At 57.0% G+C, this 22,961-nt stretch carries 18 protein-coding genes; 11 read left to right on the top strand and 7 right to left on the bottom strand.

Going from position 1 to position 22,961, the window contains the following annotated elements; genetic code table 11:
* Positions 1–14: 14 nt before the first annotated feature.
* From ACO0LO_RS22790 to ACO0LO_RS22780, 3 genes are all read right to left on the bottom strand, one after another.
* Positions 15–1,433: an MFS transporter gene (locus ACO0LO_RS22790; RefSeq protein ID WP_422967700.1), complete on the bottom strand. Its 1,419-nt coding sequence runs from the start codon at positions 1,431–1,433 to the stop codon at positions 15–17.
* 159 nt (positions 1,434–1,592) lie between these two features.
* On the bottom strand, positions 1,593–2,249 hold the full coding sequence (locus ACO0LO_RS22785; protein WP_422967698.1) for a peroxiredoxin-like family protein: 657 nt from the start codon (positions 2,247–2,249) through the stop codon (positions 1,593–1,595).
* Between the two features lie 53 nt (positions 2,250–2,302).
* A complete protein-coding gene (locus ACO0LO_RS22780) occupies positions 2,303–3,034 on the bottom strand; it encodes an SDR family oxidoreductase (RefSeq protein ID WP_422967696.1) in 732 nt (243 codons plus the stop codon).
* Between the two features lie 475 nt (positions 3,035–3,509).
* Here ACO0LO_RS22780 and ACO0LO_RS22775 point away from each other — a divergent pair, with 475 nt between their 5' ends.
* Positions 3,510–5,765 (top strand): putative bifunctional diguanylate cyclase/phosphodiesterase, encoded by a 2,256-nt coding sequence (locus ACO0LO_RS22775; RefSeq protein WP_422967694.1) that lies wholly within the window; start codon positions 3,510–3,512, stop codon positions 5,763–5,765.
* A 10-nt stretch (positions 5,766–5,775) separates the two neighbouring features.
* Here ACO0LO_RS22775 and ACO0LO_RS22770 read toward each other — a convergent pair whose 3' ends face one another.
* Entirely contained in the window at positions 5,776–6,201 is a 426-nt protein-coding gene (locus ACO0LO_RS22770; RefSeq protein ID WP_422967692.1) for a GNAT family N-acetyltransferase, read from the bottom strand.
* Positions 6,202–6,351: 150 nt separating this feature from the next.
* Here ACO0LO_RS22770 and ACO0LO_RS22765 point away from each other — a divergent pair, with 150 nt between their 5' ends.
* The 4 genes from ACO0LO_RS22765 to ACO0LO_RS22750 all read left to right on the top strand — a co-directional run bounded on the left by ACO0LO_RS22765 (position 6,352) and on the right by ACO0LO_RS22750 (position 11,649).
* Positions 6,352–7,290 (top strand): LysR family transcriptional regulator, encoded by a 939-nt coding sequence (locus ACO0LO_RS22765; protein WP_422967690.1) that lies wholly within the window; start codon positions 6,352–6,354, stop codon positions 7,288–7,290.
* A 256-nt stretch (positions 7,291–7,546) separates the two neighbouring features.
* The gene (locus ACO0LO_RS22760) at positions 7,547–8,938 is read left to right on the top strand and encodes a nucleobase:cation symporter-2 family protein (RefSeq protein ID WP_422967850.1); all 1,392 of its coding nucleotides are present in this window, start codon (positions 7,547–7,549) and stop codon (positions 8,936–8,938) included.
* 9 nt (positions 8,939–8,947) lie between these two features.
* Positions 8,948–10,309: an 8-oxoguanine deaminase gene (locus tag ACO0LO_RS22755; protein ID WP_422967688.1), complete on the top strand. Its 1,362-nt coding sequence runs from the start codon at positions 8,948–8,950 to the stop codon at positions 10,307–10,309.
* A gap of 149 nt (positions 10,310–10,458) precedes the next feature.
* Positions 10,459–11,649, top strand: a complete 1,191-nt coding sequence (locus tag ACO0LO_RS22750) for a cytochrome P450 (protein WP_422967686.1) — start codon at positions 10,459–10,461, stop codon at positions 11,647–11,649.
* Positions 11,650–11,657: 8 nt separating this feature from the next.
* Here ACO0LO_RS22750 and ACO0LO_RS22745 read toward each other — a convergent pair whose 3' ends face one another.
* Positions 11,658–12,356, bottom strand: coding sequence for a DUF2846 domain-containing protein (locus ACO0LO_RS22745; RefSeq protein ID WP_422967684.1), 699 nt, complete (start codon positions 12,354–12,356; stop codon positions 11,658–11,660).
* Between the two features lie 679 nt (positions 12,357–13,035).
* Between ACO0LO_RS22745 and ACO0LO_RS22740 the strand changes: the two genes are divergently transcribed.
* The 4 genes from ACO0LO_RS22740 (at position 13,036) to ACO0LO_RS22725 (ending at position 18,274) form a co-directional block, all read left to right on the top strand.
* Entirely contained in the window at positions 13,036–14,958 is a 1,923-nt protein-coding gene (locus ACO0LO_RS22740) for a PrkA family serine protein kinase (protein WP_422967682.1), read from the top strand.
* 111 nt (positions 14,959–15,069) lie between these two features.
* The gene (locus ACO0LO_RS22735; protein ID WP_422967680.1) at positions 15,070–16,338 is read left to right on the top strand and encodes a YeaH/YhbH family protein; all 1,269 of its coding nucleotides are present in this window, start codon (positions 15,070–15,072) and stop codon (positions 16,336–16,338) included.
* Positions 16,339–16,346: 8 nt separating this feature from the next.
* Positions 16,347–17,885 (top strand): SpoVR family protein, encoded by a 1,539-nt coding sequence (locus ACO0LO_RS22730; RefSeq protein WP_422967678.1) that lies wholly within the window; start codon positions 16,347–16,349, stop codon positions 17,883–17,885.
* Between the two features lie 86 nt (positions 17,886–17,971).
* Positions 17,972–18,274 (top strand): hypothetical protein, encoded by a 303-nt coding sequence (locus ACO0LO_RS22725; protein WP_422967676.1) that lies wholly within the window; start codon positions 17,972–17,974, stop codon positions 18,272–18,274.
* A gap of 58 nt (positions 18,275–18,332) precedes the next feature.
* On the opposite strand, the gene ACO0LO_RS22720 is transcribed toward ACO0LO_RS22725, so the two are convergent.
* Positions 18,333–20,666, bottom strand: coding sequence for a heavy metal translocating P-type ATPase (locus ACO0LO_RS22720; RefSeq protein ID WP_422967674.1), 2,334 nt, complete (start codon positions 20,664–20,666; stop codon positions 18,333–18,335).
* A gap of 137 nt (positions 20,667–20,803) precedes the next feature.
* Between ACO0LO_RS22720 and cadR the strand changes: the two genes are divergently transcribed.
* The gene (gene cadR / locus ACO0LO_RS22715) at positions 20,804–21,229 is read left to right on the top strand and encodes a Cd(II)/Pb(II)-responsive transcriptional regulator (RefSeq protein WP_422967673.1); all 426 of its coding nucleotides are present in this window, start codon (positions 20,804–20,806) and stop codon (positions 21,227–21,229) included.
* A gap of 20 nt (positions 21,230–21,249) precedes the next feature.
* Here cadR and ACO0LO_RS22710 read toward each other — a convergent pair whose 3' ends face one another.
* Positions 21,250–21,933, bottom strand: coding sequence for a MarC family protein (locus ACO0LO_RS22710; protein ID WP_422967671.1), 684 nt, complete (start codon positions 21,931–21,933; stop codon positions 21,250–21,252).
* 187 nt (positions 21,934–22,120) lie between these two features.
* Between ACO0LO_RS22710 and ACO0LO_RS22705 the strand changes: the two genes are divergently transcribed.
* Positions 22,121–22,888: a DNA-formamidopyrimidine glycosylase family protein gene (locus tag ACO0LO_RS22705; RefSeq protein WP_422967669.1), complete on the top strand. Its 768-nt coding sequence runs from the start codon at positions 22,121–22,123 to the stop codon at positions 22,886–22,888.
* Positions 22,889–22,961 lie beyond the last annotated feature (73 nt).

Genomic DNA, 22,961 nt, shown 5'->3' with positions numbered 1-22,961 from the left:
ATGCCCTGCATGCATTAGTCAAGCGGCACCAGCGTCTCTGCAGATGCCGGCACCGCATCGTATCTGAGCCAGGCCAGCGCAATCAGTACAGCGGCAGCGCTGGCGGCCATCGCCGTCATCAGTATGCGGCCAAGCCCCGCATTGAAGACCTCGCTGCTCATTGCCTGCCCCGGTATGCTGACCTGTTCGATCAGCAGCGTGTGCAGGGCAATGGCAAACACGAATCCTGCCTGGCGCATGGTGCCGCTGATGCCGGTTGCCATGCCGCTGCGCTCGTGCGGTACGACGCTCACGGCAACATTGGTCATCTGGGCATTGATCAGGCCCGAGCCGGTTCCGGTGAGCAGCATGCCCGCAATGAGCAGAGCGCCATGCGCATGCAGGCCGGCGTACATGACAATGGCGCCCAGGCCGACCAATGCGAAGGACAGGCTGAAATGCACATGGCGCGGCAGGCGGTGCGCCAGCTTGGCGCCAAACGGCGGCAGCATCAGCATGGGCAGTGTCAGCGGCAGCAGCGCAATGCCGGAGCCCAGCGCATCCAGGCCGCGCGACAGCTCAAAATACTGCGGCAGGAAAACCAGCAAAGACCAGTAGCTGATGGACAGCAGTATCGGCATCAGCGTGATGCCGACGAAGGCCTTGTTGCGCAGCAAGGCCAGGTCTATCATCGGCTCCCGCTGCCAGCGCTGGCTGGCAAAGAATATTACGAGTAGCAGTATTCCCCCAGCCGCTGCATATTCGGTGCCCGTTTCTGCATGGGCGCCAGGATGCAGCGTGCTCAGCGCATAGATAATGCCGAACAGGCCTGCGGTAAAACTCGTCATGCCTATCCAGTCCAGCGGGCGCTTATGCACGGTAAAAATCGCACTGACGGTTTTCTGTACGCCAGCGAAGATGGCGACTGCAACAGGCAGGTTGATCAGGAATATCCAGTGCCAGCCGACGTGCCGCGTAATGAAGCCGCCTATCAGCGGTCCAAATGCAAGGCCGATGCCGATAACCGTGCCCCACACGCCAAACGCCCTGGTGCGGTCCGGTCCCGGAAATATTTGCGCGAGCAGCGCGCCGGCGCTGCTTAACAGGAAAGCCGCGCCCAGGCCCTGTACGGCGCGCGCCGCATTCAGCACCCATGCCGTATTCGCCAGACCCGCGGCGCCTGAAGACAGTGCAAATAGGGCCAGCCCAAGAAAGAATGTGCGGCGCCGGCCGAAGCGGTCGGCCAGCACGCCCGCCGACAGCAGCAGACCGGCAAATACCAGCGAATAGGACGTGACCACCCACTGCAGTTGCGCCAGCGAAAGGCCCAGATCGGTCTGTATCTTCGGCAGCGATACCACGACCACGGTAACGTCCAGCGATACCATGAATACGGCAAAGCTGAGGCTGAGCAGGGCCACCCATTGGGAGCGGCTCCAGGCGGGAGTATTCATCTATGCACTTTCTTGCAGCAGATTGACCAAGCGCGCAGGCGGTGGCAGTTTTGCCATCGATCCGTTCAGCACGCTCGCGGGGCGCAAAGTATATACGCAATCCAGTTTCGGGATTTGCCGCGGGTGTCCAGGGACGCCATACTGCAACTGTGACAGAAACTAGGCAGTGAACGCCGCCAGCATATCCTGCGGCTCCGGCCTTTGCGTATAGTCGGGATTGATTTCAGCATACAGGATGACACCGTCGCTGCCGATGACGTAGCGCGCCGGCATCGGCAGCGTCCAGCTATCGTCGCCGTTAAAGGCAGGCAAGTCATTCTTCCGGCTTTTATACAGCGCTATCAGGTAATCCGGCAGTGTAAAGCGCAGCCCGAACAAGGCGGCGACTTCGTTGTGCATGTCGCTGAGAATGGGGAAGCCGAGTTCGTTGATGCGCATGGACTTGCGGCTGTTGGCAGCGCTTTGCGGAGAAATGGCCAGCAGGCTTGCACCTGCCGCAAGCACTTGCGGCAATACCTGTTGCAAGGCCTGTAGTTCAAAATTGCAGTAAGGGCACCACACGCCGCGATAAAAGCTGAGGATCAGCGGCCCCCGCGCCAGCAGGTCCGCCGAAGAAACAGGTTTGCCGTCGGGATCGTTCAGCGAGAAGTATGGCGCAATGTCGCCTGCTTTCAAGGCGCGCCGCGCCAGGCCGGACGCGACCAGTTCGGCGGTTGCGCGCGCCATCACCGCATGTATTTCCGGCGGCGCGTTATAGGGAGACTTGCCGGCGACGAAATCGGCCTTGAATGCGTCGAGTTTTGCTTGCAGCGACATGACTTTCCTTTTGGGGGCGTATGCCCGCAGCGCGGGCATACGCGAGGAGGGTGTTATACCTGCGCTGCGCCACCGTCTACGAACAGTTCGATGCCGGAGATGAAGCTGGAATCGTCAGACGCCAGGAACACAGCGGTGGTCGCGATCTCATCGGAGGTGCCCATGCGTCCCATAGGAACGCCGGACAGGATGCCTGCAATCGCTTCCTTAGGCAGCGGATCCAGGATAGGGGTGTCTATCGTGCCTGGGCTGATGACGTTGGTGCGGATGCGGCGGTCCTTCAGGTCGTTGGTCCAGGTGCGGGCAAAAGAACGGATGGCCGCCTTGGTTGCACTGTAGACGCCAAAGGAAGGAATGCCTTTGACGCTGGCGATGGAGCCGGTGAGGATCACCGAGCCGCCGTCTTTTAACAGCGGCAAGGCCTTCTGTACGGTAAATACGGTGCCGCGCACATTGGCGTTGAAGGTCTTGTCGAAGTGTTCTTCGGTAATATCGCCGATGGCTGCAAATTCGCCCAGACCGGCGTTGGCGAATACGATGTCCAGATGCCCTTTGCTTGCCTTGACCGTCGCATACAGCTTATCCAGATCGGCGAGGTTGGCGATATCTCCTTGCACGCCGACGACATTGTTGCCTATCGATTTCACTGCGGCATCCAGTTCAGCCTGGCGACGTCCCATGATGAAGACAAAAGCGCCTTCCTTGACGAAACGTTTGGCTGTTGCCAGGCCCATGCCTGAAGTGCCGCCGGTGATGACTGCTACTTTTCCTTGAAGCTTGCTCATTACTCTTCTCCTGTTGATCTGATCGATACCATTGCGGTCGCCAATCGGCGCCTGGCTGTGAGCCGGGTTGTTTGCCAACCGACCGTGCCGCTAGTGTCTGTGCAAGCGGTGTTGCGCGGAAGAAGGGTAGGGGGAATAACACTTATGCCGTGTGGTGATAGGGCAGGAGTGCGCCGGCGCTTGTTTCAGGGTTTGCGTGGAATAAGAAGCGCGATGCAGACCGCGGTTATTGTTATTTTTGCAGGCTGGTGTGCAAAACGACGGCACCGCGGCATGCCGTAAATTCGGGTTGAACGATTAACTTGAGTATTTAATGATGTTTTACATACAGATATTGGTAATCAATTAATATAAATTACAGAAATATTTCCACAAACCATCATTTTGTAATTAGCATATTGAAGTTTCATGCGAAAATGCTGTTTCCACCAAGAAACTTATTGTAGTTCCCACTACATCACTCTCACTATGTGCAATGTTTCGCTGGCTTTCTCTTAACGAAGGCGGGTTAAGTCCTGCCGAGCACTCCGTATGGAGAGCAAGTGCGCTGCGCATCATCCTGGTGTCCGGGTTCGTGCTGGAAGCCATTGTTGCGATACACAGCTCGCTGGACGCAATCGCCGTCGGCGCCTACGCCGTGGTGTGGATATGCGGGGTCTTCTATACCTTGCTGGCCATAGGCCTTTACTATTCGCAGCGCAAGCTATACCTGAGCGCTTCCATTCTCATCATCACCGTCTATGCGGCAGCATTTTCCATTATCTGCTTCGTGCGGCAGTTCGAGATATCCAAGCTGGGCTACCTGTTTATCTATACGACGCCCATCATTGCGCGGCTTTTCTTCGGCACCCGGCTGGCGCTGGTGCTGATGGGCCTGAACGTACTGCCGTTTTTCGTGCTGCTGCGTAATGAGCCGGTATTCAATTTCCCCGTGCATGTGGGTTTGCCGGGCACCCACACCTATATACAGTCGCTGCTGTTCCTGTTTTTTAATATCTGCCTGCCGCTGTCGGTCTTCCGCGCACTGCATGCGCTGGATGCGGCGGCGCTGCGCCATCGCCATACCAGTGCCGAACTGGAGACCAGCCATGAGCAGTACCAGGAAATCTTCCAGAATGCCGGCAGCCCTATTTTGCTGTGCGACGCCGACTCCCGCATCCTGCAGGCAAACCATCTCGCCAATGCGCTGCTGGGGCGTTCCGGCGGCAAGACCGACGACGGGTCTTCGCTGTTTGACTGGATAGCGCTGGACGGCAGTATACGTTTCAAGCAGCATGTGATGGACGATGTGTCCAACCTGCCGACAACGGCCTACCGCACGCGCGACGGCAAGATGGTGGCACTGGAAAATATCTCATCGACATCCAAAGACCACTACATTGTCGCTTTGCGCGACGTATCGGGCCTGCATTCCATGCACGATGCCTTGCAGCGCAGCCAGGAACGGGAAAACTTCCTCACCAGCCACGACAGGCTGACCAACCTTCCCAACCGCGACATGCTGCGCCATTACCTGGGGGAAGTGCTGAACCGCAAGGACGACAGCAGCCTGATCGCGCTGGTGTCCTTCCGCGTCAACAGCATACGGCATGCGAACGAGAAATTCGGCGCCTATACCGGCGATGTGATGATACGCCGCTTCGCCGAAGACCTGACCACCAGCCTGCCGCCGCACTGCTTCTGCGCGCGGCTGCGCAGCATCGTGTTTTCCTTTGTCATCGACCAGGTACGAGATCCGGCTGATACGCTACGCGCGGTTGAAAAAATTCGCGATATGCTGTCCAAGGAAATCGATATCGACGGCGCCCGGCTGACGGTACAGCTGTCCGCCGGCATCGCGCTGGCGCGCAAGGGAGACCTGGAGCCGGACGACCTGATACGCCGCAGCGAAGTGGCGCTGGATAGCGCGCGCCGCTCCAGCGGCCAGGGCATTGCGTTATTTGATGAAGGCGATGCGCTGCAGATTAGGCGCAGCGTCGAAGTAGAAGTGGGCATCGTATCGGCGCTGAAGCACAGGGAATTCCGCCTGGTGTACCAGCCCAAGGTCACGCACGACGGCAGCATTGCCGGGCTGGAAGCGCTGATACGCTGGCAATCGCCGACGCTGGGCGCGGTGACGCCGGGCGAGTTTATCCAGATTGCCGAGAATGCCGGGCTGATCCGAGAGATCACCAATTTTGTTGTCGATGCGGCGTGCGCTCAAGTGCGCTTCTGGCTGGATAAATACGGCGCCTGCCCGCCGGTAGCGATCAACCTGTCCGCGGTGGATATTGCGCGCCACGACCTGCTGCAACTGATCGAATCCAGCTGCGCGGCCCATAAAATCGCCCCCGAATACCTGGAATTTGAAATTACTGAAACCGGCCTGATCGGCAACGAAGCCCTGGCGATCCACCATCTGGACGAACTGAAGATACGCGGCTTTAGCATTGCCATCGACGATTTCGGCACCGGTTATTCTTCGCTGTCGAAGCTTAGCCATTTCCCTGCGCGCAGCATCAAGATCGACCGTTCCTTCGTCGCACAGATAGGTTTCAACAAAAAGAGCGAACTGATCATCAAGGCCATCGTGTCGCTGGCCCGCATCCTGTCCTGTACCACGGTGGCCGAAGGTGTGGAAAACATCGGGCAGGAGCATTTCCTGAAAGCCATAGGCTGCGAATTCTTCCAGGGTTTCCTGTACTACCGGCCTATGGAAGTACGCGACATCGACAACCTGTTGCTGACCTGAGCGGATTTCTTCAGCCCAGTTTCTTCATGAAGTATTTCGGCGAATCCTCGTAGTCCTGCCTCTCATAAAACTGGTGCGATCTCAGCCTGCGGCTGTGGCAATGCAATTCCATGCGGTCGCAGCTTCGCTCCTTTGCCAGCTTTTCCGCGTGTTCCAGCAGTTGCTTGCCTATGCCCTGGCTGGTCTGGCGGCTGTCCACGCAAAAGTAGCTGACGCGGCAAAAATCTCCGGCCAGCGCTATCTGGGGAATGAAATGCAGCGAGATGAAACCCCGCACGGCACCTTCCTGTTCCGCCACCAGCAGAACCGCGTCCGGATGGCCGAGCAGCGCCCTTATTTTTTCCTTGATAAAGCCGGCGGCGGAATAATCCAGCTGCGCCAGCAATTCCACCAGCACATCGGCATCCGCCACTTGCGCATTCCTTATCTGCGTCATTCTGTCTTCCGGGTTGCGTTACATGTTGTCTTGTATCTGCCCGGATATTGTAAACGCATTGCCTGTCTCCGTATCGCGACAGATTCAGATCGCGGATCGGGTATATTCAATATAGACGAATTCATATAACAGATATCGAGGCATGCTTCCATGACATCCAAACTGCCAGACCACCTGGACATACACCTGATACGCATCCTGTATCTGTTGCTTGTGGAAAAGAATGTGTCGCGGGTGGCCTTGAAGCTGAACCAGCCGCAATCATCGATTTCGGCATCGCTACGCAAGTTGCGCGAACTGACCGGAGATCCGCTGCTGGTGCGCGGCGCCAGGGGCATGCTGCCTACCGAGCACGGCGAGAGCCTGCTGAAGCCGGCCAAGCGCATACTCGATGAAACCGAACGCCTGTTTGCGCAAAAGACCAATTTCGTCCCGCAGGATGAGGCGCGCACCTTTCATGTCGCAGCACCCGATTATCTGAGCGCGGCCTTCTTTGTGGAACTGGTCGTCCGCATGCGGCGGGAATCGCCGAAGAGCCGGCTGGTGATCCACTCGCTGGGCGAGGACACCGACTATGTGCGCTTGCTGGCGGACGGCGAGCTGGACCTGGTGATTGCCAACTGGGATGCGCCGCCCGCCCATCTGCATGTGACCAAGCTGTTTGACGACCCCATCATCTGCCTGATGCGCGCTGGCAGCGCTTTCGCCAAGCGCAATGCGAACGGCCAGATGTCCGTCCAGGATTATCTTGCCTTGCCGCATGCAGCACCTTGGAAAGTGTTGCCCGGCTACCACGGCACCATTGATTCTTTCCTGGACCAGCACAGCTTGCGCCGCAATGTAGTCGTTGAATCGGCATCCTTCAGGATGCTGCCTTACATGGTGGCGCACACGGACCTGGTGCTGACCACCGGCAGGCAATTTGCCCAGTTCTATGAAAAATCCTTGCCCTTGAAAACCTTCGAGGTGCCGATCAAGTTTCCACCGTTGCGTTTCTACCAGCTATGGCATGAGAGGGGGCACCAGGCGACCGAGCATAAATGGCTGCGGGCCCAGGTCAGCGCAGCGGCCAAGGCATCGCTGAACTAAGTGCACACATCAGCCTGACACAGCAATGCCGGTGTCAAGCCGGGATGCGCGCCAAGGCACATCTACCGGACGGCATCAATTTTGCTTCCATCCGCATTGATATATGCAAATAGCATCAACAGTTATCGCGTCTTGCATATATCTCCCATGCCCGCTTCATATAGTATCGGTCACCAGCAAGCAAAATGACTTGTAGAAGATTTTTACTATAAAAGCACGATGTGCAATTCCGATATCAGGAGACAAGATGGACGCCATGACACAGACACACCCGGTAGACGAGAAACTGCCGATAATGAAACTGACTGCGCTGGGCATGCAGCACGTGCTGGTGATGTATGCCGGTGCAATTGCGGTGCCGCTGATCATAGGCGGTGCGCTGAACCTGCCTAAATATGCGATCGCCTTCCTGATCAGCGCCGACCTGTTCTGTTGCGGCCTCGTCACGGTGATCCAGAGCCTGGGCATATGGAAATTCGGCATACGCATGCCGGTGATGATGGGGGTGACCTTTGCCGCCGTCGGCCCCATGGTGGCGATGGCGGGCAACCCCAGCCTGGGGATATTGCACATTTATGGCGCAGTCATCGCGGGCGGCGTGTTCTGCATTGTCGCCGCGCCTTTCATGAGCAAGCTGATGCGCTTCTTCCCGCCGGTGGTGACCGGCACAGTCATCACCGTGATAGGCGTGTCGCTGATGGGGGTGGGCATCAACTGGGCGGCCGGCGGGCAGCCGGTGATCGGCACCGTCGTCAATGGCGTGTTCACCAAGATACCGAATCCTGAATACGGCTCTCCCGTCAATCTCGGCATTGCGCTGGTGGTGCTGGTGTCGATCCTGCTCATCACCAAATACATGAAGGGCTTTATCGCCAACATCTCGGTACTGATGGGCATGGTGATCGGCTTTGTGATCGCGCTGGCGCTGGGCAAGATCAGCTTTGCCGGGCTGGAAAATGCAGACTGGTTTGCGATGATACGTCCGTTTCATTATGGCTGGCCGCAGTTCGATGCCGGCGCTATCGCCAGCATGTGCCTGGTCATGATAGTGACGATGATAGAGTCCACCGGCATGTTCATTGCGCTCGGCGATATCGTCGGGAAAAAAATCGACAATGACACACTGGCGCGCGGCCTGCGCGTGGACGGGCTGGGGACGGTGATAGGCGGTATTTTCAACACCTTTCCGTATACCTCTTTTTCGCAAAACGTCGGCCTGGTCGGCGTTACCGGCGTGCGCAGCCGCTTTGTCTGCGTGGCGGCGGGCTGCATCCTGATCGCTTTCGGCCTGTTCCCTAAAATGGCGCATGTGGCTGCATCCATCCCGCAATTCGTGCTGGGTGGCGCGGGCATAGTAATGTTCGGCATGGTGGCGGCAACCGGTATCAAGATATTGTCGGGGGTGGATTTCCAGCGCAACCGCAACAACCTGTTTATCGTTGCCGTCAGCATAGGCGCCGGCATGATCCCTATCGTCGCACCGAATTTCTTTGCGCAGATGCCGTCCTATCTGTCCACCGTCCTGCATAGCGGCATTCTATTGGCGTCGGCAATGGCGGTGCTGCTGAACCTGTTCTTTAATGGGCAGGGCGATACGCTGGATGTGCGCGCCTATGCGCTGGCCTCGGCGCAAAGTTCGGATCATTAAGAGGATGGTATGAGTAAAACCTTGCTGATAAAAAACGCGCGTGTCGTCGTCACGATGGACGATGCGCGCCGCGAAATCGCCGGTGGTGCGGTGTTCATCCGCGACAATGTCATAGAGCAGGTCGGCGCCAGTACCGATTTACCGCACACGGCAGATGAAGTGATTGATGCGGCCCATCATGTGGTGATGCCGGGCCTGGTAAATACGCATCATCACATGTACCAGAGCCTGACGCGCGTAATACCGGCCGCGCAGAACGGCGAGCTGTTCAACTGGCTGAACAACCTGTATCCGATCTGGGCCAATCTCACGCCGGAGATGGTGCAGGTTTCCACGCTGACGGCAATGGCGGAACTGATCATGTCCGGCTGCACGACGTCCAGCGACCATTTGTACATCTACCCGAACGGCTGCAAGCTGGACCACAGCATAGAAGCAGCGCAGCAGATAGGCATGCGCTTCCACGCGGCGCGCGGTTCCATGAGCGTGGGCCAATCCAAGGGCGGCCTGCCGCCGGATAGCGTGGTGGAAGAAGAATCGGCGATCCTGAAAGACACGCAGAGGCTGATAGAAACCTATCATGACGCCGGTCGCCATGCGATGCAGAGGATAGTCGTGGCCCCATGTTCTCCTTTCTCTGTATCACGTGAACTGATGAAGGAATCTGCAACGCTGGCTCGCAGCTATGGCGTATCCCTGCATACACATCTGGCGGAAAACGCTAACGACATTGCCTATAGCCGCGAAAAATTCAATATGACGCCGGCGCAATACGCCGAAGATTGCGGCTGGGTCGGGCCGGATGCCTGGCATGCGCATTGCGTTCAGCTGGACGACGATGGCATTTACCTGTTCGGGCGCACCGGCACCGGCGTTGCGCATTGTCCCTGTTCAAATATGCGGCTGGCGTCCGGCATTGCGCCAGTGCGCAAGATGATCGATGCAGGTGTATCCGTGGGGCTGGGCGTGGACGGCTCGGCATCGAATGACGGTGCGCACATGCTGGGCGAAGCCAGGCAGGCGATGCTGCTGCAAAGGGTAGGCTATGGCCCGGACGCGATGACGGCCCGGCAGGCGCTGGAAATCGCGACGCTGGGCGGCGCCAAGGTGCTGAACCGGGACGACATCGGCGCGCTGAAACCCGGCATGTCGGCCGACCTGGTGATGTTCGACCTGAACCGGCTGGGCTTTGCCGGCAGCTGGCACGATCCCGTCGCGGCGCTGGTATTCTGCACGCCGGCAGACGTCGCCTACAGCATCATCAACGGCCGCGTGGTGGTACGCAACGGCCAGTTCACGACTATTGATCTGGGGAATGTGCTGGAGCGCCACAATACACTGGCGCTGTCGCTGGCGGAAGCTGCGCGCTAGCAAAGCGGCAACAATGGGGGCAAGGGCGAAAACGGTTCCCCATCTTCCATACTTCGTTGCGCGCCTAAGCTTTACCGCATGACAAGCAGCCTCAGCCGGTCGACAATCAGTTTCCTTCATTCATACCGGTGCCCAGCCAAAGGATACTCATGCCGCTTTCCTACGTGGACGCAATTGCCGCCGTCACTGCCACCGCGCCTTATGCATATTATGCAGAGCTGGTTGCGGCTTCATTGTTGCAAGATAAAGAAAACGGCATCTGGCTCGCCGCCAGTGCCGCCGCTGTAGAGGCTGTGCTGGCTGAGCCTCTATGCCGCGTGCGCCCCGTTCATGAGCCTGTGCCGAAAGCATTGCAGGGTTCTGACGCCGGCACCATCTTCAGGCATCTGGTGCGAATGAACGACGGCGCCGGCCACTGCCCTTTCAAACAGGCCATTGCCCATACGCTGCAAAGCGTGAATGCAGAACACATTGCGCAGCGGGTCGGCCAGCATGCGCGGCAGCTTGCAGCCGAACTGTACTCGCCTGTGGACTATGCGTGGCTGGACCAATTTGCTTTGCAGATGCCGGTCTATGGGATGGCGAGTGCGCTGGGTGTGCCTGAGGCGGACTTGCCGGAGGTGGCAGTGCTGATGCAGGACTTTGTCGCCTGCCTGGCCGCCGGCAGCAGTGCTTTGCAGCTTGAGCAGGGTAAGCAGGCTGCCGCCCGTCTGCTGGCCTTGTTCAGGCGCCTGCTGGAGCAGGCCTCTGCTGACTACACGGCATCGTCGCCGAGCCTGCTGTTCACGCTGGCACAGCAGGCGGCATTGCTGGGCAGGGTGGACGCGGATGTCATTGTGGCCAATGCCATCGGTTTCATGTCGCAGGCATATGAGGCCACTGCCGCACTGATCGCCAATACGCTGCATGTACTGGCCTGCAACGAAACTGTGCGGCGGCAGGTGGCAGCGGATCCTGCTTTTCTGCATGGCTGTATCGCAGAGGTGTTACGCTGGGATGCGCCGGTGCAGAATACGCGGCGCTTTGCCGCTGAAGATTGCCGAGTATTGGGGCATACAGTGCGGGCCGGCGATACGGTGCTGGTTGTGCTGGCTGCCGCCAACCGCGACCCGGCCTGGAATCCGCAGGCGGACGTTTTCGATCCTCGCCGCCGGCAAAGGCGCTGCTTCAGTTTTGGCAGCGGTGTGCATTTGTGCCCGGGCCAGCAATGGGCTGCGCAGATGGCGCATGCGGCAATCAGCCAGCTGTGCGGCATGCCGCTGGATTTCAGCAGGCTGGCGAAGGCGCGCAGTTTCCGTGCCTCGGCCAATATCAGGATGCGCCTGTACGCAGGCACATGAGGAAAAAATTAACGCATCGCCTTGCACTGGCGCAGTTCGCACCTGGCCATGAAGGCATTACCCTGGTCGCAGCTGACGCGGTACACCTCTATTGGGCCCGGTGCTGTCAGCAGGCCGGCACCATGCTCTCCTGTACAGCTATTCTGTTTTGCCAGCTTCTCTACCGTTGCCGATGAGATGCCTGCACGGAACGGCACTTTTTCAATCTCGGACTGTTCTTCCGCGGCGACGGCATTCTGGTCCGGCAACGCCATGTCGGCAGGCAGGCGGTCCAGCCTGATCAGTTTGGATTGTGCTACGCCTTTCTTGCCCTCCGCTTCATCCATTAACTGCAGGCTGGAGCCTCCGCTGAGGAATCCCATTTTGACTTCTTGCCATACATAATAATTTTGTCCTGCCTGCACGGTCAGCTCCAGGCGGGATTCATTGGATGCCTTGGACACCAGTACATGCCTGCCGGGTTTCAGCGAGATTACCGCATAAGTATGTGCCGCGGTTTTGCCGATTGCGATGCCGTCCAGTTCCAATTGCATTTTTAGTCCTGCTCCCAGTCCTTCGCTGCGGTATATATACAATTGCGCCTTCGATTTTTGCGCGGCGAAAGACTTGGCTTGCGCATCTTTGTTGAAGCTTGCCATTGGAACCGATGCGCATGCGCTCAACAGTGCGGATGCTGCCAATAGAAGGATAAATTGCAATTGTTTCATTTTCTTCCTGAAAGACGGAGTTTTGAAGGGGCTTATTGCATTTAACCAAATTCCTTGCAGTATGGAAAGCAAAACCTTGTATTTACATAATGTTCAGTCAAAAGGCCGCTTGCATTGCAACGGTGCACCTTGTCGGATGCCAGACATCGAGGATGTAATTGGTTTTTTGGATTGCAGGAAGAATGGCGTTTATCCACCATCGATGAAGAGATAAAACGGCGAGGCAAAAACATAAATGAGAATTGAGTTAGGATTGAGTCGCGGAAGATGAATTTTTTTGCGAGTGAACATCCATCAATCGGTGTATGGTGATGGATGGGTCGTAAAATTAATTTGCGTTTTTCATTGCGGAATATGCGCATGCCGGAGCAGCAGGCGCATGATGTCAAACGCAAATAAGCATATGCGATGAATGCGCCGCGACGCTGTCAACAGAAGCGATGTTGTTTGCGTTGAAGGATTGAGCAACGGTAACAATTTTTTATAGAATTTCGTCACTTTTTTTTGCGATATCATCTACACTGAAGTCGTGGGGTGCATGGAGGCAATAAAATTTGCCGCTTCGCTGTCATATTCAAGTCGGTTTTTTTTGATTTGAAAATGAACGAATGCAGCAGCGGCGGGCTCTAAGCGGCACCCATAAGTCTTTGTGTGGTAGATGGCGACGAAGGAGATTTGTATGAAAATCTTTGACAACTACGCAGCACGTTATGACAGGACTCGCGAAGAAGAATATTCTTTGCAGGAGTATCTGGAGTTATGCAAGAAAGACAGGCTGGCGTATGCGTCTGCTGCTGAAAGGCTGCTGGCGGCGATAGGCGAGCCGGAGATGGTGGACACCCGCCACGACCCCAGGCGGTCGCGTATATTCTCCAATAAAGTCATCAAAATATATCCTGCGTTCCGCGAATTCTACGGCACCGAAGAAGTCATCGAACAAGTCGTCTCCTACTTCCGCCACGCGGCGCAAGGCCTGGAAGAACGCAAACAAATCCTGTACCTGCTGGGCCCCGTCGGCGGCGGTAAATCGTCGATCGCCGAAAAGCTGAAATCGCTGATGGAGAAGATCCCGTTTTACTGTATCAAGGGGTCGCCGGTCAACGAATCTCCGCTCGGCCTGTTCAATGAAGAAGAGGACGGCACCATCCTGGAAGAGGATTTCGGTATTCCGCGCCGCTATCTGCGCACCATTCCGAGCCCGTGGGCCGTCAAGCGCCTGCATGAATTCAATGGCGACATCAACCAGTTCCGCGTGGTGCGCCGTTATCCATCGGTGCTGAAGCAGATCGCCGTTTCCAAAACTGAACCGGGCGACGAAAACAACCAGGATATTTCCTCACTGGTCGGCAAGGTCGATATCCGCAAGCTGGAAGATTATGCGCAGGATGATCCCGATGCCTACAGCTATTCTGGCGGCCTGTGCCTTGCGAACCAGGGGCTGATGGAATTTGTTGAAATGTTCAAGGCGCCTATCAAGGTCTTGCATCCCTTGCTGACGGCGACGCAGGAAGGCAACTTCAAGGGCACTGAGGGTTTTGGCGCGATACCGTTTGACGGCATCATCCTGGCCCACTCGAATGAGTCCGAATGGAAGGCTTTCCGCAACAACAAAAACAACGAGGCTTTCCTCGACCGTATCTATATAGTCAAAGTGCCGTATTGCCTGCGGGTTACCGACGAGATCAAGATTTACGAAAAACTGGTGCGCGGCTCGTCACTGTGGGAAGCGCCTTGCGCTCCCGGCACGCTGAAGATGATGGCGCAGTTCTCCGTGCTGTCGCGGCTGAAAGAACCCGAAAACTCCAGTATCTACAGCAAAATGCTGGTGTATGACGGCGAAAACCTGAAGGATACCGATCCCAAGGCCAAGTCGCGCCAGGAATATGCCGATTATGCCGGCGTGGACGAGGGGATGAACGGTTTGTCTACCCGCTTTGCGTTCAAAATCCTGTCCAAGGTCTTCAACTTCGACAATACGGAAGTGGCCGCGAACCCGGTACACCTGCTGTATGTGCTGGAGCAGCAGATTGAACGCGAGCAATTCCCGCCTGAAACCGAGCAAAAGTATTTTTCGTATATCAAGGAATACCTGGCCCAGCGTTATGCGGAATTCATCGGCAAGGAAATCCAGACCGCCTACCTCGAAAGCTATTCGGAATACGGCCAGAATATTTTCGACCGCTACGTCACCTTTGCTGATTTCTGGATACAGGACCAGGAGTTCCGCGATCCCGACACCGGCGAAAGTTTCGACCGCGACGCTTTGAATAACGAACTGGAAAAAATCGAGAAACCGGCGGGCATTTCCAATCCCAAGGATTTCCGCAACGAGATCGTCAATTTCGTGCTGCGGGCGAGGGCGCAGAATGCCGGCAAGAATCCTACCTGGACCAGTTATGAAAAACTGCGGACGGTGATAGAGAAAAAAATGTTTTCGAATACCGAGGAATTACTGCCCGTTATTTCATTCAATGCGAAGGCCAGTGCGGACGATGCCAACAAGCATCAGGAGTTTGTGGAGCGGATGGTCGCCAAGGGGTATACCGCAAAACAGGTCAGGCTCTTGTGCGAATGGTATCTGCGTGTGAGGAAATCGTCCTGAGGTCTTCACGGAAACCGGGTAGCCGGGGCGGGGTGAAGCCTGCCCCGATTCCTAAGGAGTCTGTCCAGGACAATTAAGCCTGGGCAGGGATCCGACAAAGGGGAGACCGTTTTGGTGCATTTAATTGATCGTCGTGTACAAGGCAAGAATAAATCCGCCCCTAACCGGGAACGTTTTCTGCGGCGTTACAAGGGGCAGATCAAGGAAGCCGTTGCCCGGGCTATCAAAGGCCGCTCTATTACCGATATAGAAAGCGGCGAAAAAATCTCCATTCCCGTCAAGGATGTCAATGAGCCTACCTTCGGCCATGCGCGCGGTGGCGTGTGGGAAACCGTCAATCCCGGCAATGAAGAATACCTGAAAGGGGATCAGATCCAGCGGCCTAAAGGCGGCGGGGGATCGGGCAAGGGGCAGGCCGGCAACAGTGACGAGCTCAGCGAAGATGAATTTGTTTTCCAGCTGAGCCGGGAAGAGTTCCTGAATTATTTTTTTGAAGACCTGGAACTGCCGAACATGGTCAAGACGCAACTGGCGGCGACCACGGAGTTCAAGAACCAGCGTGCCGGCTACAAGACTTCAGGCACTACCTCCAGCCTGCACGTGCTGCGTTCTTTGCGCGGCGCGCTGGGGCGGCGCATTGCAGTCGGCGGCAAATCCGCGCGCCGGCTGAAAGACGCCGAGCTGGAAATGGCGGAACTGATGGAAACCACGTCCGATCTCAACGATACCCGCGTGGCGGCGCTGAAGCACGAAATCCATCATCTGCGCACCAGGCTGCTGGCGATTCCGTTCATCGATCCTTTCGACCTGCGCTACAGCAACCGCATCAAGGTGCCCAAGCCGTCCAGCCAGGCGGTGATGTTTTGCATACTGGACGTTTCCGGCTCCATGGATGAGCAAAAGAAGGATACGGCGAAGCGTTTCTTCATCTTGCTCTATCTGTTCCTTACCCGAGCCTACGACAAGATAGAAGTGGTGTTCATCCGGCACCATACCGCGGCGTCAGAGGTGGATGAAAATGAGTTTTTCCATTCCCGCGAGTCCGGCGGCACCATCGTGTCATCGGCGCTGAACCTGTTGACCAAGGTCATCAAGGAACGCTATCCGGCTGGCGACTGGAATGCCTATGTGGCGCAGGCTTCGGACGGCGACAACTGGGACAACGACTCCATCACCTGCAAGCAACTGCTGATTAATACCATCATGCCGCTGGTGCAATACTATGCCTATGTAGAGATTACCGAAGGCGATCCGCAGAATCTGTGGGAAGAATACCGGCAGGTGCAGGATCATCATGCCAACTTTGCGATGCAGAAGATACAGGCGCCTTCAGACATCTATCCCGTGTTCCGTGAGCTGTTCAAGAAACAGCCGAAGTGAGGTGAGCCATGAACAGCCCAAGCGACAAGTTCAAGAATCCGCGCCGCTTGCCCGAGCAATCGGAATGGACCTTTGACCTGATAGAACAGGCGCACGACGAGATCCGCCGGGTCGCGCAGAATTTCGGCCTGGATACCTACCCGAACCAGCTGGAGATCATCACGGCAGAACAGATGATGGACGCCTACGCGTCGGTGGGTATGCCCATCTCGTACAACCACTGGTCTTTCGGCAAGCATTTCCTGTCCACTGAAAAGAGCTATAAGCGTGGGCAGATGGGCCTCGCGTATGAAATCGTCATCAATTCCAATCCCTGCATTTCCTACCTGATGGAAGAGAACAGCCTGACCATGCAGGCGCTGGTGATTGCGCATGCAGCCTATGGACACAACTCATTCTTCAAGGGTAACTACCTGTTCCGCACCTGGACCGATGCCGAGGCGATCATCGACTACATGGTGTTTGCAAAGAATTACATCGCCGATTGCGAACAGCGCTACGGCATGGAAGCGGTGGAGCTGCTGCTGGACTCCTGCCATGCGCTGCAGAATTACGGTGTGGACCGTTACAAGCGCCCCACCAAGCTGTCGCTGACCGAAGAGCGCGAACGGCAGGAAGAGCGCGAAGCTTATCTGCAGTCGCAGATCAACGACCTATGGCGTACGCTGCCGCGCCGCGAAGATACGGTCGTCAACCGCGAGGCGCAACGCTTTCCGCCCGAGCCGCAGGAGAATCTGCTGTACTTCATTGAGAAATACTCGCCATTGCTGGAGCCCTGGCAGCGTGAGATTGTGCGTATCACACGCAAGATATCGCAGTATTTCTACCCGCAGCGCCAGACCCAGGTGATGAACGAGGGATGGGCCACGTTCTGGCATTACACTATCCTGCACCAGTTGTTTGACGAGGGCATCGTCGGCGACGGCTTCATGATCGAATTCCTGCAAAGCCATACCAATGTCGTCTACCAGCCGCCGGTGACCAGCCGCTACTTCAGCGGCATCAATCCTTATGCGCTTGGGTTTGCGATGATGCGCGATATCCGCCGCATCTGCGAAAACCCGACCGATGAAGACCGCCACTGGTTTCCGGACATTGCCGGCAGCGACTGGCTGAAGACGCTGAATTTTGCAATGCGCAATTTCAAGGATGAAAGCTTCATTGCACAATTCCTGTCGCCCAAGCTGATACGCGATTTCCATTTCTTCGCCGTGCTGGATGACGACAAGCAGGACAAGCTGAACATTTCCGCGATCCATGATGAAAGCGGATACCAGTATCTGCGCCAGCAACTGGCCGGCCAATATAATCTTGGCAACCGCGAACCGAATATCCAGGTCTGGTCGGTGGACATGCAGGGCGACAGGGCCCTGACCCTGCGGCACCAGCAGTTCCTGCGCCGGCCGCTGAACCCGCAGACCCAGGAAATGCTCAAGCATGTGGCCAGGCTATGGGGCTTTGATGTCTATCTGGAGACGGTGGACAACAATGATGTGGTATTAAGTACACAGGAATGCAAATGGGAGAAGCGCAGCCGGCCCAGGTAGATACTCCGTCGCGATTGCCTAGCTTATTGCAGGCAAGTTCAGATAGAATGCTCGGACAAGCAAATCATTTCCGACGGAGACAAACGATGTACCTAGACCACCCTCGCATTTCCGCAACCCGCAGCGAAACAGAACCTGACAGGATAGAGCGCCTGAACCGGGTATACGGTTATGCGATAGGCCTGGCGGATTTGGATGGCAATACAGAGTGCATTACCAAGCTGTCAAAAATACATGACCACAAGGGTATCCTGATGGTGATCTGGTTTGAAGAGCCGACTGAAAAAGAGAAAAGCTATTTTGTCAAAGCGTGGATGAGCAAGGTGGGCGATTTGTCTACCCGCGTGGAACACGAAGTGCAGCAACAGGAAAACCTGTCAGACGCTTGATGCGTCAACGGCGCTTACTGCAGCGCCTACTGCAAGCAGATTCAGAAAATCCCCTGCCTTAAGCGAGGCCGGGGATTTTTTTATGCTGCAGCATGCGCAGGCTGTTCAGCACGACCAGCAGGCTGGTGCCTGTATCGGCAAACACGGCCATCCACAGGCTGGAGTGTCCGCTCAGCGTCAGTATGAAAAACACCGCCTTGATCCCCAGCGCCAGCGAGATGTTTTGCCATAGTATGGCGGCGGTGCGCCTGGAAATATGGATGAATTCCGGCAGCTTGCGCAAGTCATCCTGCATCAACGCCACGTCTGCCGTTTCCAGCGCGGTATCGGTGCCGGCCGCGCCCATTGCAAATCCTATGTTGGCCCTTGCCAGTGCCGGTGCGTCGTTGACGCCATCGCCGACCATGCCTGTCACCGCGCTGCCGCTGAGTTCATGGATGGCAGCCAGCTTGTCGTCCGGCATCAGTTCGGCACGCACGTCTGCAATACCCAGCTGGCTGCCTATCGCCAGTGCAGTCTGCCGGTTGTCTCCGCTCAGCATGACAAGCCGTATACCCAGGGCCTGCATCTGCGCTACTGCTGCCCGGCTGGTATCGCGCAGGCTGTCGGCGACGGCCAGCAAGGCCAGCACGGAGGACTCATCGCATAGCAGCACCACCGTGCCGGCTTGCGCCTCCAGCTTGCCCATTTCCTGCTCCAGCCTGTCTTTTTCCGCAGTGGACAATATGATGCCGAGTTCATTGAACATGCGCAGGTTGCCCAAATGGTACTGCTTGCCGGCGATTGTGCCGCGCACGCCGCGTCCGCTGAGCGACAGAAAGTCGCTGACGTCGTCCGGCCGGTTTTCTCCATTATTTTGACTGGCGTGAGCCATGACAATCGCATGCGCGACAGGGTGCTGCGACAAGGAATCCAGGCTGGCGGCGATGCGCAAGACCTCGTTTTCGGTCATGTTTGCCAAGGGAACGATGCCGGTCAGCGCCGGTTTGCCCTGCGTCAGCGTGCCGGTCTTGTCCAGCGCAATAGTCGCCAGTTGCCTGCCTTGCTCCAGATATAGACCGCCTTTGACCAGGATGCCGCGGCGGGCGGCCAGCGCCAGCCCGCAGACTATGGTGACCGGCGTGGAAATCACCAGCGCGCAGGGGCAGGCGATCACCAGCAGCACCAGCGCCTGGTAAATGCTGGCATGCCATTGCGCCGACCCCATCAGGGGCGGCAGCACCGCCACCAGCAGGGCGATTACAAATACCACCGGCGTGTACACGGCGGCAAATTTATCCACGAAACGCTGTGTGGGTGCACGCTGGCTTTGCGCCTGCTGCACCGAACGGGCGATGCGAGCCAGCGTGGTTTCGTTTTTGAGGCTGGACACGCGCATTTCCAGCATACCGGCCTGGTTCAGCGTGCCGGCATACACCTTGTCGCCAGCTGCCTTCGCTACCGGCATGCTTTCGCCGGTGATGGGCGCCTGATTCACGGACGACTGGCCGCTTTCCACCACGCCGTCCAACGCTATCCGCTCGCCGGGGCGCACCCGCATCAACTGGCCCACGGCGATCTGCGCGGTGGCGGTTTCCACCCAGCTGCCGTCTGCCTGCTTTAGCAAGGCGGTGTCCGGCGCGTGCGCGGCCAGACCGGCGATCGCATTGCGTGCCCGGTCCAGGCTGGCGGCTTCTATCATTTCTGCAAGGCCGAACAGCCAGATAACGACTGCCGCCTCCGGCCATTGGCCTATCGCCGCCGCGCCTATCACGGCCACTGCCATCAGCAAATGGATGTTCAGTGTGAAGTGGCGCAGCGCGATCCAGGCTTTTTTCAACGTGGGGATGCCTCCTGCCAGGATGGCGACCAGCGCTAGTGCCGCTACTGCCAGGGAAGTTTCATTACCTGTCATGTAAGCGGTTACTTCCGCTGACACCGCCATCACGCCTGCAAAGCCCAGCACCAGCCATTTCCTGCGAGTGGCAGCTGCCTGCTCAAGGGCCTGTGCAGCGGCCTGAGCACCGTCGTCCGCAACAACCGGCACACCTTGCATGCCGATGCTGGCGAGCTTGGTCTGGATGCCGGAGGTGTCCTGCAAGGAATGGTGCACAGTCAATACCCGGTTCAGCAAGTCAAAATCCAGTGCTGCCACGCCGGGCAGCGGCGTCAGGCATTGCCGTATCAGCGCTTCCTCAGTCGGGCAATCCATATTGACGATGTTCAGCATCAATTGTTCGGTGCCCGGCAGGGGAGCGGTTTTTACCGGGGTGGCAGGGGGGTGCGCATGCCCGTGCGAATGGTCGTGGGAGTGGCCGTGTGCATGACTGTGATCATGCCCATGGTCGTGCGTATGATGCTTGGGGGATTGCTGGTGCTTTTCGTGACCGCAGCATTGCACTTTTTCCGACATGGTTTTTCCTCGCACTACACTAATTAAAAAGCAGTGTAGACTCTGGAGTAGCTACAGGGTCAAGTGTAAATAATGTTGTCTTGGGAGTAATGGCATGGTCCGCCATGCCTGCTCTCAGGAATGAAAGGGAAGTGCAAATGCGCATCAGCGAACTGGCATCGGCCACCGGCGTGGAAATCGAGACGATACGCTATTACGAAAAAGAAGGCCTGCTGCCCGCGCCCGCGCGCCAGGACAACGGCTACCGCGCCTACACGCCGGATCACCTGGAACGCCTGTCGTTCATCCGCCACTGCCGCGCGCTGGATATTCCGCTGGCAGATATCCGCCGCCTGGTAGGATTCATGGAGCATCCGCTTGACGATTGCGGCGACATCAATCACCTGATCGATGACCAGATCTCGCGTGTGCGCGCCAGGCTGAAAAGCATGAAAGCGCTGGAAAAACAGCTAAGCAAACTCAGGGCGCAATGCGATGAAGAGCACGCAGGCAGGGATTGCGGCATTTTGCATGAACTGGTTGCTGCTGCGCATGGCGAGGCTTGCGCCTGCCATCCGAAGTAAAAATTGAGATCGGTTTGCGGCTAGTGGAACTTGAGTTCCACGATGAGGTCGGAAAGTCCGGCCCAGCCTATCTCTATTCCTATGCACAGCAGGATGAACGCAGACAAGCGCAATAGCACCGTCGCGCCGACATCGCCCAGGAAACGCACGACATTCCCCGCAAAACGGTAGGCCAGGAAGATGCCTATCGTCGTCAGCATGACGCCCAGCATGGAGGCAAAGCTGGTAATCAGCCAGTCCACCGGCTTGGTTGGCAACTGCGCACCCAGCGTGATGGACGCTGCAATGGTGCCCGGCCCCACCGTCAGGGGAAAGCTGATCGGGTAAAAACTGCGCCGGCTTAATTCGTCTTCGCTCCAGTAGCCTTCATGCGAGGCGGCCACGGTGGACGACAACTGGTCCGGCCCTTTGTCGTTAAGCATGCCCCAGCCGGCCATCGCCACGATCAGGCCGCCGCCGACCCTTACGATGGGCAGCGAGATGCCAAAAAAATCCAGCACGTAAGAACCGACAAAAAATGCGCCGACCAGCAGGAAAAAGCAGTTGATGGCAATCCGCTTGGCCAGTTTGTTGGCGCCGCCTTTCTCTATCTGCTCCGTCATCGACAGGAAGATGGGGGCGTTGGCGATCGGGTTCAGGATAGGCAATAGCGTGACGGGTACCACCACCAGGGCCTTGGCAAACACGATCATTGCAACACTCATGACATCTCCGGAAAATTGATTAATGTCATTATGCAACAACTGGAAAGCGTGAAGGCAAATTTTGTTGCTGCTAACGGCGGAGTGGCTGTGTTGCGCGGCAAGGGGTTGCCGATGTATGAGCTATCGCACATACCGGGAAAAGAGGCCGGTGGCATGATGAACTTTCCCAGTGCGGAAGGAGTAAGCGATGCCCGAAGGCCCGTCGATTGTCATCCTGAAGGAGCAAGCTGCCGTTTTTGCCGGCAAGACCATCGTGCACGCAGAAGGCGACAGCAAGGGCGTTGACATGGGCAAGCTGAAAGGCCAGCCCATAGTGGCCCTGCGCAGCTGGGGCAAGCACTTCCTGATACAGTTGCCGCACCTAGCGCTGAAAATTCATTTACTGATGTTCGGCACTTACCGCATCAATGAACGCAAGGATAGCCCGCCGCACCTTAGCCTGCATTTCGACGATGGTGAAGAGTTGAATTTCTATACCTGTTCCGTCAAACAGCTGGAGCCTGACCTGGATAGCCAGTATGACTGGCGTGCCGATGTGATGTCGGATCTGTGGGATCCGGCACTGGCCCGCAAGAAGCTGCGGGCGATGCCGGATACACTGGTATGCGATGCTTTGCTGGACCAGACGGTGTTTTCCGGCGTCGGCAACATCATCAAGAACGAAGTGCTGTTCCGTATCCGGCTGCATCCGCTATCTACCGTCGGCGCTTTGCCGCCCGCCAAACTGCGTGAGCTGGTCGAGCAGGCAAGGCAGTACAGCTTTGAGTTCCTGGAGTGGAAAAAAGCCGGCACATTGAAGTCGCACTGGCTCGCCCATACCAAAACCATCTGCCCGCGCTGCCATATCCCGTTCCATAAGGCGCACCTCGGCAAGACCAGGCGCCGCAGCTTTTTCTGCAACCGTTGCCAGAAATTATATGGAGAAGACCTGGTTAGCCAGGCTGCGTCGGCATAGCCAAAGTAAAAAGCGGTATCGAACGGAGCTGATGGGCCGCCCGATACCGCTACTGTCTCTTTTTCTCTTTCTC

It is taken from the genome of Undibacterium sp. TJN25 (assembly GCF_049339885.1).
Taxonomy (GTDB): domain Bacteria; phylum Pseudomonadota; class Gammaproteobacteria; order Burkholderiales; family Burkholderiaceae_D; genus Undibacterium.
Note: the sequence above shows the minus strand (reverse complement) of the source record. Positions and strands in the feature narration are given on the sequence as shown.

What these genes read in the sequence shown, in the direction of transcription:
- ACO0LO_RS22790 (WP_422967700.1), bottom strand. Translation starts at nt 1,433, where the DNA reads ATGAATACTCCCGCCTGGAGCCGCTCCCAATGGGTGGCCCTGCTCAGC.
- ACO0LO_RS22785 (WP_422967698.1), bottom strand. Translation starts at nt 2,249, where the DNA reads ATGTCGCTGCAAGCAAAACTCGACGCATTCAAGGCCGATTTCGTCGCC.
- ACO0LO_RS22780 (WP_422967696.1), bottom strand. Translation starts at nt 3,034, where the DNA reads ATGAGCAAGCTTCAAGGAAAAGTAGCAGTCATCACCGGCGGCACTTCA.
- ACO0LO_RS22775 (WP_422967694.1), top strand. Translation starts at nt 3,510, where the DNA reads ATGTTTCGCTGGCTTTCTCTTAACGAAGGCGGGTTAAGTCCTGCCGAG.
- ACO0LO_RS22770 (WP_422967692.1), bottom strand. Translation starts at nt 6,201, where the DNA reads ATGACGCAGATAAGGAATGCGCAAGTGGCGGATGCCGATGTGCTGGTG.
- ACO0LO_RS22765 (WP_422967690.1), top strand. Translation starts at nt 6,352, where the DNA reads ATGACATCCAAACTGCCAGACCACCTGGACATACACCTGATACGCATC.
- ACO0LO_RS22760 (WP_422967850.1), top strand. Translation starts at nt 7,547, where the DNA reads ATGACACAGACACACCCGGTAGACGAGAAACTGCCGATAATGAAACTG.
- ACO0LO_RS22755 (WP_422967688.1), top strand. Translation starts at nt 8,948, where the DNA reads ATGAGTAAAACCTTGCTGATAAAAAACGCGCGTGTCGTCGTCACGATG.
- ACO0LO_RS22750 (WP_422967686.1), top strand. Translation starts at nt 10,459, where the DNA reads ATGCCGCTTTCCTACGTGGACGCAATTGCCGCCGTCACTGCCACCGCG.
- ACO0LO_RS22745 (WP_422967684.1), bottom strand. Translation starts at nt 12,356, where the DNA reads ATGAAACAATTGCAATTTATCCTTCTATTGGCAGCATCCGCACTGTTG.
- ACO0LO_RS22740 (WP_422967682.1), top strand. Translation starts at nt 13,036, where the DNA reads ATGAAAATCTTTGACAACTACGCAGCACGTTATGACAGGACTCGCGAA.
- ACO0LO_RS22730 (WP_422967678.1), top strand. Translation starts at nt 16,347, where the DNA reads ATGAACAGCCCAAGCGACAAGTTCAAGAATCCGCGCCGCTTGCCCGAG.
- ACO0LO_RS22725 (WP_422967676.1), top strand. Translation starts at nt 17,972, where the DNA reads ATGTACCTAGACCACCCTCGCATTTCCGCAACCCGCAGCGAAACAGAA.
- ACO0LO_RS22720 (WP_422967674.1), bottom strand. Translation starts at nt 20,666, where the DNA reads ATGTCGGAAAAAGTGCAATGCTGCGGTCACGAAAAGCACCAGCAATCC.
- cadR (WP_422967673.1), top strand. Translation starts at nt 20,804, where the DNA reads ATGCGCATCAGCGAACTGGCATCGGCCACCGGCGTGGAAATCGAGACG.
- ACO0LO_RS22710 (WP_422967671.1), bottom strand. Translation starts at nt 21,933, where the DNA reads ATGAGTGTTGCAATGATCGTGTTTGCCAAGGCCCTGGTGGTGGTACCC.
- ACO0LO_RS22705 (WP_422967669.1), top strand. Translation starts at nt 22,121, where the DNA reads ATGCCCGAAGGCCCGTCGATTGTCATCCTGAAGGAGCAAGCTGCCGTT.